The 15,112-nt window shown below is 47.5% G+C and carries 9 protein-coding genes; 7 read left to right on the top strand and 2 right to left on the bottom strand.

Going from position 1 to position 15,112, the window contains the following annotated elements; all coding sequences use genetic code 11:
• The first annotated feature begins 29 nt into the window (after positions 1–29).
• The 5 genes from BC643_RS03930 to BC643_RS03955 all read left to right on the top strand — a co-directional run bounded on the left by BC643_RS03930 (position 30) and on the right by BC643_RS03955 (position 8,536).
• Entirely contained in the window at positions 30–2,468 is a 2,439-nt protein-coding gene (locus BC643_RS03930) for a tetratricopeptide repeat protein (RefSeq protein WP_120271856.1), read from the top strand.
• Between the two features lie 18 nt (positions 2,469–2,486).
• Complete coding sequence (locus tag BC643_RS03935; RefSeq protein WP_120271857.1) at positions 2,487–3,869, top strand: hypothetical protein; 1,383 nt, start codon at positions 2,487–2,489, stop codon at positions 3,867–3,869.
• 379 nt (positions 3,870–4,248) lie between these two features.
• A complete protein-coding gene (locus BC643_RS03945; protein WP_120271859.1) occupies positions 4,249–6,261 on the top strand; it encodes a M13 family metallopeptidase in 2,013 nt (670 codons plus the stop codon).
• A 212-nt stretch (positions 6,262–6,473) separates the two neighbouring features.
• Positions 6,474–7,661 (top strand): serine hydrolase domain-containing protein, encoded by a 1,188-nt coding sequence (locus BC643_RS03950; protein WP_120271860.1) that lies wholly within the window; start codon positions 6,474–6,476, stop codon positions 7,659–7,661.
• Positions 7,662–7,720: 59 nt separating this feature from the next.
• Positions 7,721–8,536 (top strand): sugar phosphate isomerase/epimerase family protein, encoded by an 816-nt coding sequence (locus BC643_RS03955; protein ID WP_120271861.1) that lies wholly within the window; start codon positions 7,721–7,723, stop codon positions 8,534–8,536.
• A gap of 48 nt (positions 8,537–8,584) precedes the next feature.
• On the opposite strand, the gene BC643_RS03960 is transcribed toward BC643_RS03955, so the two are convergent.
• Positions 8,585–9,052 carry a pyridoxamine 5'-phosphate oxidase family protein gene (locus tag BC643_RS03960; RefSeq protein ID WP_120271862.1) on the bottom strand — a complete coding sequence of 156 codons (468 nt, stop codon included), beginning with the start codon at positions 9,050–9,052 and terminating at the stop codon, positions 8,585–8,587.
• A gap of 619 nt (positions 9,053–9,671) precedes the next feature.
• On the opposite strand from BC643_RS03960, the gene BC643_RS03965 reads away from it, so the two are divergent.
• Positions 9,672–11,600, top strand: coding sequence for an amidohydrolase (locus BC643_RS03965; RefSeq protein ID WP_120271863.1), 1,929 nt, complete (start codon positions 9,672–9,674; stop codon positions 11,598–11,600).
• Positions 11,601–11,866: 266 nt separating this feature from the next.
• Here the strand turns inward: BC643_RS03965 and BC643_RS03970 are convergent, their stop codons facing one another.
• Positions 11,867–12,448 carry an HdeD family acid-resistance protein gene (locus BC643_RS03970; protein WP_120271864.1) on the bottom strand — a complete coding sequence of 194 codons (582 nt, stop codon included), beginning with the start codon at positions 12,446–12,448 and terminating at the stop codon, positions 11,867–11,869.
• 313 nt (positions 12,449–12,761) lie between these two features.
• Here BC643_RS03970 and BC643_RS03975 point away from each other — a divergent pair, with 313 nt between their 5' ends.
• Positions 12,762–15,092 carry an arylsulfatase gene (locus tag BC643_RS03975; RefSeq protein WP_120271865.1) on the top strand — a complete coding sequence of 777 codons (2,331 nt, stop codon included), beginning with the start codon at positions 12,762–12,764 and terminating at the stop codon, positions 15,090–15,092.
• Positions 15,093–15,112 lie beyond the last annotated feature (20 nt).

Consider the following 15,112-nt stretch of genomic DNA (forward strand, 5'->3'; position numbering starts at 1 on the left):
TTCTATTAAAAAAACTCAGTAAAAACTCTATGAAAACGGGATCTTCCATTACGAAAGGTTTAGTCTTCTTATTCTCGCTTTTAATATCTGCCAATATTGCTTTTGCACAGGAAGTTCAAAAGCTCAATGTTACATACACGCCAAGCGAAAACGGCTATGAACTTCAGATTCCTTTCGCCTGGGAGTTCATCAATTGTTACGGAGAGATTCATGTCACTATCACGAAAAACACGAAAAGCATCACCTCCAGCGCGTATATCAGCGATGGTGTGCGCTACACAGCTGCCGATTTAGGTGCCGAAGCGTTTAGCAAACCGGAGTGCGGTTATACTGACCTGAGTGCCGACGTGTATTGCGGCGCATACAAACTGGGTCGAATAAAAATGACCAACGTGATTGACTGGTTGGGTGGTTGTTTTGGGCAAACCTACTATGTAACCGAAATGCTTGGGGTGAAAGATGCTGACTACCGCGACCGTCTGGCAGAGCTATCGCTGAGTAACCTGAGAATCGAGCAGCTATCGAGCGATAGCCCCGACATCGAAGGAAAGATCAAAGAAATAGAGAAGAAAAAAGCGGTTTCCTCGAAATTGGCCGATGCCGACCGCGCCTTTTCCGGCGGCAACTACGAGGAGGCCCAAAGCCTTTACCAGGAAGCCCTGAAGATTGACAGTTCGAACGCCCACGCCCGCGAAAGGCTGGCTGAAACCAAAGAAAAGCTGAAGGCGCAGCAATTGGACAATGAATACAAAAACCAGCTGAAAGCCGGTGAGGATCTGGAAAAAAAAGGCGACTACGAAGGTGCTAAAAGTGCCTATCTGAAAGCGCTTCAGGCAAAGCCGGGCGACGAAGCAGCCCAAAAGAAGCTGGCGCAAATACAGGAAAAACTGAACAAGGAGGAAGCAGCACGGGAAACGAATGCGGCTGCCAAATCCGCAGCAGCCGACCGAAAACACAGCGGCAGCATGTGGGGCCAAAACTATAACTCCGATTCATACGGTTCGGCAACGCAGGCCGCCAACCTGATTGGCAATTTCAGAGTCGACTACAGCCTTTCGACTGCAGGCGGCGAACCGGTTCACCAATTTCGGTTTTACTGGGAATGGGACAATGCGCTGAATACAGGTTACCCGCAGTGGGTATCGGTGCTGAGCGATACGGTGGTCATGATTCGGGACATTCAGAAATACCCGGACTTATTCGATCGCTGGAACCATATCAAACCCTTGTACATCGAGGTTGAAAGCAAAATCCTTTACTACAAAAACGAGGGGCAATACGTTGCACAGGCGGGCAAAATTCACATTGTTCCGGAAGTGATCGGCTACTCGGGACAGGAAGTTGACTGGTCGCTGCCCGGCAGTTGTGCCTGGGACGAGCTTTTTCCCTATTGCAATGATTTGAAATGGGACTACTTTCGAAAGATTGGCTTGTATGAGGAGATTCATGCTTACCAGGAAAAATTCGGTACCGACATCGCCTGGCCCAAATATACCTTCGAATACAGCGACGATATCAATTTCTACCAGGGCCATAAATGGTTCGACAGTCAATTTAAACAGCTGAACAGATCGGATTACGAGAACTACAGCACTTCCGCCGATATTGTGAAAGTGATTTGGCCGGTCGAAGATATCCAAGCAATTATCCGCGATTTCGAGGAGCGCGAGAAAAGAGCCAAAGAGGCTAAAATGACTTCAGATGATTTTTGGAGCACGCCTGAAAGCGAAAAGAAAACAGAACAGAGCGACTTCTGGGACACCCCTGAAAATGCCACAACCAAAAGCGATGTAGCAGCAAAGCGACAAAGACAGCAGGAAGACCAAATTCTGTCAAACTGGGCTGGAATTATACAGCAGCAACGGGAAAAGTACGAAGGGCTGAAAAAGCCAATCGCCGTGCTTAGCTCCAAGACGGTTGCAACCCCCAACTACAAGCTGAAAGGGAAAATTTCAAAATCATTCAAAAACAAAATCGTCAGAATAAGCGGAGAAAAAATAGAAACGACTTATGCGTCCATAAAAGATGACGGTTCCTTCGATAGCGACCTAAAATTAAAAACCGGCGCGAACAAATTGACGCTTGATCTGCTCGAAACCGAAAAGTCGATCAACGCGCTGAAATCACAAGCTTTGGATGTCACCTTCACCCCTAGTCTGGATGGAGAAGGTGTTGTTTCCAAACGAGAAACAAAAATTACGGTTTACGATGAGAACAGTGTACAGGACGACTATTACGATTTGTACATCAACGGTGAATTTGTCGACTACATTCACAATTCACCTGGTGGCAAAACCACCGTCAATTACACGCTGGACGAAGGCGACAACTACATTGAACTGAGATTAAGCCGGGAGATGGGGAAAAGCACCGCGCTGGTCATCATTATAAACGATGGCGAGTTTAAAAAAGCTTTTTCCGGCACACACGACCACAGATACATCATTTCAGCCCCATACAGTGAATAAAACCTCAAAAGAACAAATATGAAAATGCAAAGAATTGTCATCCTGCTGATTGCTCTTTTCACAGGAGTCAGCTCTTACGCCCAATCATCGGCGAATGAGCAGAAAGCCTTTCAAAACTTCAAGCAGGCGCGCGAGGCCTACGATCAAGGAAACTACGAAACAGCGGCCGATCTTTTGTTGCAAACAAAAGAGTTGTTGGGAAGTACCAATATCCGCATCCAGCCCATGCTGATTAAGTCGCTGGTGAAAATTGAAAACTGGCAACAAGCCAAGATCGAAATTCCGGCTTATTTCGCCTTGAATCCCGACCCGGAACTGGTGGAATACCAGGAAATAAAAAGTCTTCAATCCACGGTATTGTCGGAAGCCCAAAAGGAAGACAATGCCTGGGCGCTGGCTGTGGATCGTCATAATACCGAAAAATACAAAGCATACCTCGAAACTTATCCATATGGCGCCCACCGTGCCGACGCAGAAAAAAGTATTCAGGATATCAATAGCCAACTGGACAATGCAGCCTATCAAAAAGCAATTTCCGATGGCAGCCAACAGGCTCTCAGTTTCTATTTAAGCAATTATCCGGATGGAAGTCACCGGGATGAAGTAAGTCGAAGACTGTCGGAACGCAAAGAAAACGACCTTTATCAGAAGGCAAAAAACAACAATTACGTCGAAAACTACGAAGATTACATTCGTCAGTATCCGAACGGGAAATATGCATCGGAGGCCAAACAGATTATTGAAAACAGTTATTTCAAAATCGCAGAAGAGGCTTATGCCGAAAAGGATTATTACCAGGCCCGTAACTTTTACCGGAAGTACCAGGAGAACTATCCGAATGGCGCCAACAGCAAAATCGTAGCATCCAAGCTAAAGAAGACAGAGAGTAAATTGAATCAGAAAGGTGCTCGTTTTCTGCTCTACACCTACGATACCGAGAGTCCGATTGGAATCAGCACCATTCGTTTAAATGTAAATAAACTGGGCTTTTACTACAACCTGAAAATGAATTCGGACATCTTCAAATTCTCCAGCGTGAGCTATGATGTGGACGACAACGGCGAAAGCGATCGTCCGGGCGATATTAAAATGACCGGAGAAAAGTTATATGCCAACGTTGCCCTCTCGATAGGTGCGACCTTCAAACTGGCTTACCCATTGTATGGCTATCTGGGTGCTGGTTTTGGCTATTACCCCGTTTACGAGGAAGCCAAAGTTTATTACAGCAGCAGCGGCGACTACTGGGAAAACGACTGGCTAAAAAACACCGATCAGACAGAATCTGTTTTCTTCCCCGAAGGTGGTTTATTACTCAACCTGGGCAACAAAATGGTGCTCAAATACGGAGTGATGTATCACGAGGAAATCGTCCACCAGTTTGGGATTGGAATTAAATTCTAACAAATAAATTTCTCTTTTTCTCTTGTTGAAAAAGCCCACTTGACCGGGGCTTTGTGTACCAATATCAGTAAACTTCAAAAAAAGCCCGGCATTCTCGATTCGATGAGTGCCGGGTCTTTTTTTTAGATGTTTTTGAATCGGTGGCAATCGATGAAGCGAACTGCCGGGAAGACGGCAAGCCTTCAGCCTGTGCTGATTGCTAAAAGAAGTAAACAAAGTACCGGTTTGAATTTCCTTCTAAGTTTTCGGATTAAAAAGTCTGAAAACTACGATAATGAGAACAGAAATTGTATCTTGTTTAAGAATAGCAAAATTGATTAACTGTGCCCGTTATTATAGCTCAATCAATGATCCTTTCCTCATTAAATTCATTTAGAAGATGAAAAAGCTGTTTTTCCCTTTCGCTGCGGCGCTAATTCTGGCCGCCTGCACAACACATCCAGAAAAGAAACTGATTGAAATCACCGGTGTCGATAATTCTCTGCGTCCCGGAGACGATTTCTTTAAATATGTCAACGGTACCTGGTACGATTCGGTTCCCATACCCGAGACGCAGGCTGGCGTTGGCGCCTATATGTTCATGAATTATCCGCAGCGCTTACGCTTGCAGGCAATTTTGGATAGTGTTGCGCAGGGAAACTACCCGGAGGGGAGCCTGGAGCAGAAAGTAGGCGACTTCTATGCTTCGGGGATGGATACCGCCACGATTGAGCAGCGTGGTTACGAGCCATTGAAACCGATATTGAATGCGATTGATGCGATTGCCGATCTGCCGTCCTTAATGAGTTTTGTTGCCGATGCTTCAAAAACGGGCAATGGCTCGTTAATGGGGGTGTACATCGGTCCCGATGATAAAAACAGTAGCATGAACATCGCTCATGCTTATCAAACGGGAATTGGCTTGCCCGATCGTGATTATTACTTCAAGAAAGACCCCGCAACTATCGGAATCCAGGAAGCTTATAAAGAATACCTGGCCAGCCTATTTCAACTCACAGGAACTTCGGCGGAAGAAGCGCAGAAAAATGCGGCTTTGGTGTACGAAATCGACAAGCAACTGGCAGCTTCGCACCGGACACGGGTTGAACTGCGGGATGTGAAAGCCAATTACAATAAAATGGCGGTGTCTGCACTACAGGCTGGTCAACCCAATATTGGCTGGTCAGCGTACCTTAGTCTGCTGGGAGCTCAAACTGATTCCATTGATGTGGGGCAACCGGCATACTACGAGAAGCTAAACGGGCTTTTGAAAAGTATCCCCGTCGCTGACTGGAAAATATATTTGAAAGCTAATTCGCTGACCAACTATGCTGACGACCTCAGCAAGGCATTTGTAGACGCCTCTTTTGCATTTACAAAAGTTATTTCGGGCCAGGCAAAGCCCAAAACACGCGGCGAAAAAATGGCCAGCGCTGTTGACCATTACCTGGGTGAAGCTCTGGGTCAATTGTATGTGAAAGAATATTTCCCCGAAAGTGCCAAAGAACGGATGCTCGATTTGGTGAATAATGTGCAAACGGCTTATGCCGCCCGAATCGATAAGTTGGACTGGATGAGCGACAGCACCAAGCAAAAAGCCAAAGAAAAATTGTTCGCCATCACGAAGAAGATTGGATATCCGGACAAGTGGAAAGATTACAGCGCCGTGAAGGTGGGACGCGATACCTATTTCGAGAACGTGGTGTCGGCTGCAACGGCCAACTACGAACGCGGACTGGCCAAATTGGGTAAGTCGGTCGATAAAAGCGAATGGTATACAACTCCGTCAACCGTGACTGCTTACAATAATCCTTCGGCGAACGAGATTGTTTTTCCGGCAGGTATTTTACAAGCTCCGTATTTTGATAATGAAGCTGACGATGCCTTGAATTATGGCGGTATCGGGATGGTGATTGGTCACGAATTGACGCACACTTTTGACGACCAGGGCGCACAGTTCGATAAAAACGGCAATGTTAGCAACTGGTGGACAGACGAGGACTACAACAAGTTTAAATCCCGGATACAACAGGTTATTGATTTGTACAGCACTTTTACGGTCTTGGACTCCCTGCACATAAACGGAGCGATGACTGTTGGTGAAAACACAGCTGATATTGCAGGTGTTGCCGTTGCTTATGATGCCTTTAAAATGACACCGGAAGGGCAAGACACGGCTAAAGTGGGAAACTTCACGCCCGATCAGCGTTTCTTCCTGTCGATTGCGCGAATCTGGCGGGTAAAGATGAAAGACGAATACCAGCGTTTGTGGATCCGGAGTAACCCGCACTCATTGCCAATTTGGCGCGTCAACGGACCGTTGATGAACACCACGCCTTTTTATGCGGCATTTGATGTGCAGCCGGGCGATAAAATGTTTCAGCCCGAAGAAAATCGCATCACGATCTGGTAGTTGTAACTACCCGGGAATGGCTTCTTTTTATAACGGCAGAACTATTGTTGCATCTGTTTGCAGAAGCCTCGAGGGTGCCGTATAATTGGAAAATTATGCCTGATTTCTTCGCGCGTCGAATAGCTTTTCGATGCAGGTGCACGGGGCAACCGATGTAACCAACGACTAGCTTTTTCGGTAAGTCCTGGTAAAACCAAGCGTCAAAAAAAACGATGTCATTTCAAATCAACAGACTATTCCATTTGCTCGTCTTCCTGTTTTTTCTCGATGCCTGTCAATCTTCGTCGAGCGGCCAATACGTCTACTCGCCTCCTGCTGCTACTGAAGCAGATCTTCCGGTTGCCTCGTTAACCGATGTCAACATGGATATTTCGCCAATTGAAAAGGCAGTTGAGCGAATTGAAAAAGGCAAATATGGCGAAGTGCATTCGTTGCTGATTTCTAAAAACGGGAAACTGGTGCTGGAGGGATATTTCAACGGACACGATTACCAGTGGGATGCGCCTGATCATTACGGAGAACTGGTGCAATGGACACCCGGGCGGACGCACTTTGTGCATTCGGTCAGCAAGAGTATCATTTCACTTTGCATTGGCATTGCGATCGACAAAGGCTTTATTCGCGATGTGCAGCAATCTGTTTTCGACTACATGCCCGAATACGAATACCTCAACACGGGAGACAAGCATTACATCAACATCGAGCACTTGCTCTCCTGCACCGGCGGACTGCAATGGGCCGAGTGGAATGCTCCGCTCAGCAGCCGCGAGAACGACCAGGTGAACATCTGGTTCCACCCCAAAGGGCCGATTGACTATTACCTGCAACGCCCCTTTGTGGCGGTTCCCGGAACGCTCTTTAACTACAGTGGCGGAGGTATCGAAGTGTTGGGCAAGATTTTGGAAAATGCCAGCGGCATGAGTGTTCAGGCATTCTCGGACGAATACCTGTTCGGCCCACTGGGCTTGAAAGAAGCCGAGTGGAACATTATCTACCCAACCGGCGAGTACCATGTGGCTGCCGGATTGAAACTTCGCCCGCGCGACATGTTAAAAATAGGGATGATGATGCTTCAAAATGGGAAGTGGAACGATCAGCAAATCGTTTCTCCGGAATGGATTTCCAAAAGCAGCACGTCTTTTCTGCCCGATATGTCCATCAATGTTCCCGGCGAGGATCTTCGCGACATGGGCTACGGCTACACCTGGTGGACCAAAGATGAAACCAACAACGGGCAAGCAGTACATTGGTTCTCGGCCAACGGCTGGGGTGGTCAGAAAATCGTCGTGCTGCCCGAGTTCGAAACGGTGATCGTTCTTACGGGCGCCAATTACACGAGCAAAGTCAAGGAATACCGCATTATTAGCGACTACCTGTACAAGGCGATTCGGGCGGATTAGCCCCAATTACCGGCAACAATTAAACTGCTTCGGTGTTAGAGCTTCATAAAAACAGACAAATGAAGTTAGCAACGGTTTCGTGGACCTTTGGATTAGAGGAGTTGGATGAGTTATTTGCCAAAGTGCAGTCGATCGGTTTTTCAGCCTTACAGTTTTGTGGCGATTTTCGCCGGTATTCGCCGCAGGAAGTTATCGAAACTGCCCGAAAATACGCAATTGAAATCGTGGGCTATGACCCGTTTAATTGTCAGCCGCCCGATAAGGAAAGTGCAACTCTCGAAAATTCTGTTGCTTTCTATCGGCAGGTTATCGACTATGCCGCGGCCTTGAAAGCGCCGGTAGCAACCCTGCAGGGATTGTCGTTTTGGACGACCAATCAAGCAGATTACGAGTCGGGGATGCAACAAATCATCGAAGCCGTGAGGCAACTCAACGACTACGCCAAAACCCAACAGGTGCTGTTAACCTACGAGGCCTGCTGTCATTACGAAACTCCATTGGTTCACACGGCCGACGAGTTGTTGCGGATTCTGCACGAATCGCGAGCCGACAACCTCAAACTGGTACTCGACAGTTTTCATATGAATATCGACGAGCCCAATCCGCTGGACTCCTTGCGGAAAATAAACGGTGAACGACTGTACAGCTACCACGTATCCGACTCCGGACGAGGTGGAATGGGAACCGGCCATATTGACTTTCAACATCAACGGAAGGTGTTGGAAGAGATTGGCTTCGACGGGCTGGTTTGTTTCGAAACCGTGATTCCCGAATGCCGTCCCGCCAAATTCCCCATGAACGCGGAGCAAATGGCCGAACTAAGCCGCCAGCTTAAGGCCAGCCTCACAGCCTGGCAACAATTGAGCAATAAATAAGCAGCTCCCCGATTCAGTCGTCCGGGAAGCTGCTACGTCTGGTGAGGTCTATCCGAAATATTTTCCGGTTATACTTTCGATGGTAATTTTAATTACGCCCGTTCCTTTCAGCATGTTCTCAGGGTATTGTTGTCCCGACAGCTGCGGGGTATACTTGGCTACAATTCGGTCGAGAGCAGCTATTTTTTCAGCAGTTTCTTCTACTAATTCGGCTTGCCCAAAGGCAACCACGCTTTGGTATTTGGTATTCACATCGCAGGCTTTGTCATCCAGGATCAGGCCTTCCATCTGCTCCACTTCAAAACATACTTTGCTGTTGGCTTTAATATTGGTCAGTTTCTGGCCCATGTTCAGACCATGGATGTAAATTTCGTTTCCGGTTTTGACAAAGTGTACCGGAACCACGTAAGGAAATCCGTCGTTGTTTAGAGTGGCCAGGTGCCCCACTTCCTTTTTGCTCAGCAACTGATCGACAGCTTCGGCCGACAGTTGGTTTTGTTTCATTCTGGCTTGCATAGTAAGGGTGTTTGGTGATTTTTGTTGGTGAATCGTGTTTTTTACAAACTTATTGCTTTTGGTGGATCAGTGCGAAAAACGGTGAAACAAGGATGTGAAAAGAAAAGATTAGATAAAATACCCCGGCTAAAACCCGGGTTTACCGAGCTCCGCCTTGAAACGATCCCGGATGGTTTCCATATTCATAGAAAGCATGACCATCCTCAATAGCTAATCATTTCCCGGAGGGGATTAATAGTTTCGATAAACAATCTCGGCTTAATATTGCGAGACGATTGACCGGGCTTCCAACAAAACAGCACGAATTCCTGCTTGCCGCTGTCAAACTTCCGAGAGATGTTGATTACCATTCAACACAAACATTAGCGGGTGCGATAAAAACGGATAAGATTTCAATAAAATGGCATTTCGGTACAAATTACTTTTTTAAAGTATCGTAAATTGATAGGCGGAAATGTTTCCAATAACTGATTCAACTCGTACGAATCAGTTTGTTCATTCCATTCAAATTCAGCCCGCGCTTGTGAATTTTGTTAGAGTTGAAAAAAACTGGTTTTGCTAAAGACAAGTAAACAACCGAAAGCCTTTTTAAACCGGCTTTAATTTTAAAAAACCAAACATGAAATTAAACAACTTACTGACAATTCTTGCAAGCCTATTCGTATCAATCAACCTGTGTGGCCAAAGCATCACCCTTCAGGACGTCGTGAATGTGACCAATCCACTACCGGAGATTACGATTTACACCGCGAAGGAGATCGTCACCTTAGATTCCCATAAACCAAAGGCAACAGCTGTGGCCGTTGTTGGCGACAGGATCCTTGCCGTCGGTTCGCTGGACGAATTAAAAGCCGCGGCCGGCGATCAGCATTTCACCATCGACAAGACTTTCGACAGCAAGGTAATCGTCCCCGGCTTAATCGCGCAACACGACCATCCCTTGTTAAGCAGCCTGGCTATGATGTCTGAAATCATTGCCATTGAAGACTGGGTGTTGCCTGACAAAACGATACCGGCAGCAAATAACCGGGAGGAATACCGCCAACGGCTGGAGGAGGCAAACAAGCAATTGAAAACAAAGGATGAATTACTTTTCACCTGGGGCTATCACCCTTCATTCCACGGGCCTTTAACCCGTTCGGATTTGGATAAACTGAGTTCTACCCGCCCAATTATTGTGTGGCATCGCTCCTGTCACGAATTCACCTTAAACACGGTTGCATTAAACACATTGGGCATTGACGAAACATTGGTCAGTCAATTTTCAAGTTCAGCGAAAGCTCAATCCAATTTGGCAGAAGGTCATTTCTGGGAACAGGGCATGTTTGGCATCGTTCCCAAAATAGTACCTTATATCGCTACGCCGGAACGACTTCAAAAAGGATTGAAACTCACCCAAACATTTTACCACACCAACGGCGTAACGCTCGCCTGCGAACCGGGCGGCTTATACTCGCAAAAGTTACAGGAAGCAGAGAATGCTGTTTTATCCGATCCTTCCAGTCCATTTCGTTTTTATTTTATTCCCGATGGCAAGTCCATCTACAGCCTTTACCCCGGGAATGCCATTTTGGAAACCGAGAAAACCCTCAACTGGTGCCATGGGATGACGAAAATGCTTCCCAATGAAATCAAACTGTTTGCTGATGGAGCGATCTATTCACTCGCCATTCAATTGCGCGAACCATACATCAATGGTAACTTCAAAGGCGAATGGATTATGGATCCCGAGCTGTTTTCCAAAGCTTTCCAGCTGTATTGGGATGCCGGTTACCAGATTCATGTTCATGTGAACGGCGACGCCGGGTTAGATATGCTCTTAAATAATTTAGAGGCCAATATCCGACGAAATCCGCGTTATGATCATCGCATGGTCGTTGTGCATTTTGCCGTATCCGGCACCGATCAGGTTGAACGAATTAAACGGTTAGGCGCCATTGTAAGCGGTAATCCGTACTATGTTACTGCCCTTGCGGATATGTACAGCAAGGATGGCTTAGGGCCGGAACGAGCCGATAACATGGTTCGAATGGCTGATGTGGAGAAAGCGGGCATTTCTTTTTCGTATCATTCCGATATGCCCATGGCTCCGGGACAACCGCTGTTTTTAATGGATTGCGGGGTCAATCGGATTGCAAAATCCGGGCGGGTTGCCGGGAAAGAGCAACGGGTTAGCCGCGTAGGGGCTCTGAAAGCCGTGACCATTGAAGCCGCCTACTCCCTAGGTTTGGAAAAGGAAGTGGGAAGCATTGAAGCCGGCAAGTTGGCCAATTTTACCATTCTGGGTGACAACCCGGTTACTTGCGAAGCTACCGAAATCAAAAATATTCCGATTTGGGGAACCGTTCACGAGGGACGCCTCTTCCCCATCAGCAGCAATCGTACTGCAAGCGCCTCAACCGGGCCGGTAGCCAATGAAAACACCTATGCGACATTGCTACATGCCGAAGATCAAGAAGCTGAAATTCACGATCACGAAAGTGGAGATTGTGTATGTGCTTTGAACCGCCTTTTCGCACAAGCGCTCGCAGATAATCTTGGGGAATAATAATTTGACCGGCCGTAAAATTCAAACAATTAGCGATCCTTTCGGCATAAACCGGAAGAGGCTGGACAATCGCAAATCAAGAACACATCGGCATCAAGCTGCAGACTAAACGATTTTGTACGCCTTCGAAAAGCGGGGCGGCAATCGAGTGATTCGAATGCCGCCCCGCTTGTTGTTTCGGCTTCCGGATCAGTGGAAGATCGAATACGGGTGTGTTTTTTTCTGAGCTGCCAATGAACGCACGAAGCAGGTCTATGGCTTAACCGTCAGGCAAAGCGGGAAGCTTTTAGCTTCAATTGGCGGGCCATCGCGATGGTCACCAGACCAGCCAGGATCAGGAAGATTCCGATGATTTTCACAATCACCAAGGCCGAAGAGAAAGGTGCTGCAATCAACAGAATACCGAGGATGAGCGCAAAAATTCCGCGCCACAGGTAGGTCTTTCCGTTCTGTTGCCGCTTTTTCAGCTGGTTGGCCGTAAGCAAGGCCGACACCCCGTTGATGATCGCGATAAAGCCGAGCAGGCTCACCAAAAAGGATGTGGTGAATACGGTTGATGATCCGGGTTTGGCCAACACGATGAATCCGGCCAGTATGCCGAGCCCTCCGCTAATTAAACTCCACCACCAGTGCCGGTTGTGGCTGCGTTGCTGAAAGGCGCTGTAAACCGTTGCCAGCCCTTCAATTAACCAATACACCCCTAAAATAAAGACCAAAGTGGTTAACGATGCTGCCGGAAAAAGAAGCAGGATTAAACCGACGACCAAGAGCACAACACCTTGCACCATGATCAGTTTCCGCATTCCATCGGCAGCTTGTTTTGCTGAGTTTTGATTGATTTGATTCATAATTTCCTGTTTATCTGATTATTCAACTGCTATCAAAATTAACACAATTGGATCGCATGCACCAAATTCGAAAGCAGGAAATATGTTCGGTAATCAACGGCTTTTTGCAATAGCTGTCAACACTCATTCAGTCAAAAATGGATTCAACTTTTCAACTCAAATTGCTGCAATCGTTAAATGAAGATGTTGTAACTTGTGGAGAAGCTAGCGCAAGAGGTGAAGAACAGCCTAAAAAACTGGAGCTTGAATCAGATGAGTGTACCGAGTATATCTAAGATTTGACAGGCAATCCAAACGGTTTAAATAAATAATTATGAAAAAACTTGCGTTACCCTTTCTTGTCTTTCTTTTGTTTTCGTGTACCCAAAGCACGACCACCACAACAGTACAACAGGAGGAAGTTTTACCTCACCCTCCCGCTGAGTTTCACGGAAAAATAGGAACCTCGTTCGAAGATTCGGAAGAAGATTATCCCCAACCATTTGAAGCCCCGGCCGGTGCTCCCAACGTGCTGATCATCTTACTGGATGACGTCGGCTTTGGACAGGCCGAAGTTACAGGAGGGCCAATTCCCACGCCTGCCATGGACCAACTGGCAGCCGACGGACTGACCTATACCCGCTTCCATACCACCGGAATTTGCAGCCCCACCCGGGCCGCACTGCTAACCGGCCGAAATCACCATCAAGCCGGCTTCGGAACCATTTCGGAACTCTCGACCGGTTATCCCGGCTACAATAGCATTTGGGGGAAAAATGTCGGCACAGTGGCCGAAGTGCTGAAACAAAATGGCTACAGCACTGCCGCCTGGGGGAAATGGCACAACACACCCGACTGGGAAACCAGTCCCATTGGCCCCTTTGAACAATGGCCAACCGGATTGGGTTTTGAATACTATTACGGCTTTCAGGGCGGTGAAACCAACCAGTACTATCCCCAGTTGTTCAGAAATACAACGCCTGTAGAACCGGAAACGACGCCGGAAGAAGGCTATCACTTCACGAAAGATATTACCGAAGATGCGATCGCATGGATGCGTCAACAAAAGTCTATCGCCCCGGATAAACCCTATTTCATGTACTTTGCGACCGGAGCAACGCATGCTCCGCTTCATGCCCCCAAGGAATGGATCGACAAATTCAAGGGGCAGTTCGACGAAGGTTGGGATGCGATGCGCGAGCATACCTTAGCCCGCCAAAAAGAAATGGGTATTGTACCTGAAAATACAGAATTGACAGCCCGCCCGGAATCAATCCCCGCCTGGGATAGTTTGGGCGCCGACGAAAAGAAATTGTATGCCCGCCAAATGGAGGTATTTGCCGGCTTTTTGGCACACACCGACTACTGGACCGGTAAACTTATACAAGCCGCCCGCGATCTTCCCGGAGGTGAAAACACCATGATTGTTTACATTATTGGTGATAATGGCTCCAGTGCCGAAGGGAGCATGAGCGGGACCTTGAACAATATGATGACTCAAAACGGATTCCCCGACAATGTGGAACGCCAATTAAGCGCCATGGACGATTTGGGTGGCCCCGAATATGAAAACCATTTTGCTGTGCCATGGGCCTGGGCCGGTTGTGCTCCCTTCCAGTGGATGAAGCGCGTCCCCTCCCACTTTGGCGGAACCCGTAACGGAATGATTGTTTCCTGGCCGGCATCCATTACCGCCAAAGGCGAAAAAAGAACGCAGTTTCACCATGTCATCGATATTGCCCCTACCATTTACGAAGCGGCACATATCATCATGCCTACACGGATAAACGGGGTTGAGCAAACACCACTTGCCGGCGTTCCGATGAATTATTCGTTTGCTGATGCCCAGGCATCGGGGACACGCCATACTCAATATTTTGAAACCGGCGGACACCGGGCAATTTACGATAATGGCTGGGTTGCCGCTTCATTCCACGGCGTCCCCTGGGAGCTAACCGGGTCAGTCGGTTTCAAAGACAATAGCTGGGAGTTGTATCATATTGACGATGATTTCTCGGAAGCCCATGACTTAGCATCGGAAAACCCCGAAAAACTGGAAGAGCTTAAAACGATATTCGATGAAGAAGCTAAAAAATATGATGTTTACCCGCTTGACGATCGTTTTGCTGAACGGGCAACCAACCCGAATCGTCCTTCAGTGGTTCGCGGAAAAACCGAATTTACCTACCTGGCCGGAACCGAACGGATTCCGGAAGGAAGTGCTCCTCCGGTTTATGCCCGCACGCATACCATTTCAGCAAAAATTAATTATTCAAAAGGTGATGAAGGAGTCATTGTAGCCAACGGAGGAACATCGGCCGGATATACGCTGTACATTAAAGGAGGAAAGTTGTTTTACTATTATAATTTCTTTCATCTGAATCACTACGAAGTTGCCTCGACTGCGCTGCCGGAAGGAGAGCTGGACATTCAAATGGCTTATACCCAGGAATCAATTGAACCGGGAGGTGGAGGTAGTGCCCGGTTGTTTGTGAATGGCCAACAAGTAGCTGAGGCCAAAGTCGACAAAGTGGTTCCGGCGCGCTATTCGGCAACAGAAACCATGGATATTGGTAAAGACCTGGGCTCCCCGGTGTCGATGAGTTACCAGGCCCCATTTGCCTATACCGGCACCATCGAAGCAGTCAAATTTCAATTGCAATAGAATGCATCCTTGCTGAATAA

The sequence above is a fragment of the Mangrovibacterium diazotrophicum genome, from assembly GCF_003610535.1.
Classification (GTDB): domain Bacteria; phylum Bacteroidota; class Bacteroidia; order Bacteroidales; family Prolixibacteraceae; genus Mangrovibacterium; species Mangrovibacterium diazotrophicum.

What these genes read in the sequence shown, in the direction of transcription:
- BC643_RS03930 (WP_120271856.1), top strand. Translation starts at nt 30, where the DNA reads ATGAAAACGGGATCTTCCATTACGAAAGGTTTAGTCTTCTTATTCTCG.
- BC643_RS03935 (WP_120271857.1), top strand. Translation starts at nt 2,487, where the DNA reads ATGAAAATGCAAAGAATTGTCATCCTGCTGATTGCTCTTTTCACAGGA.
- BC643_RS03945 (WP_120271859.1), top strand. Translation starts at nt 4,249, where the DNA reads ATGAAAAAGCTGTTTTTCCCTTTCGCTGCGGCGCTAATTCTGGCCGCC.
- BC643_RS03950 (WP_120271860.1), top strand. Translation starts at nt 6,474, where the DNA reads ATGTCATTTCAAATCAACAGACTATTCCATTTGCTCGTCTTCCTGTTT.
- BC643_RS03955 (WP_120271861.1), top strand. Translation starts at nt 7,721, where the DNA reads ATGAAGTTAGCAACGGTTTCGTGGACCTTTGGATTAGAGGAGTTGGAT.
- BC643_RS03960 (WP_120271862.1), bottom strand. Translation starts at nt 9,052, where the DNA reads ATGCAAGCCAGAATGAAACAAAACCAACTGTCGGCCGAAGCTGTCGAT.
- BC643_RS03965 (WP_120271863.1), top strand. Translation starts at nt 9,672, where the DNA reads ATGAAATTAAACAACTTACTGACAATTCTTGCAAGCCTATTCGTATCA.
- BC643_RS03970 (WP_120271864.1), bottom strand. Translation starts at nt 12,448, where the DNA reads ATGAATCAAATCAATCAAAACTCAGCAAAACAAGCTGCCGATGGAATG.
- BC643_RS03975 (WP_120271865.1), top strand. Translation starts at nt 12,762, where the DNA reads ATGAAAAAACTTGCGTTACCCTTTCTTGTCTTTCTTTTGTTTTCGTGT.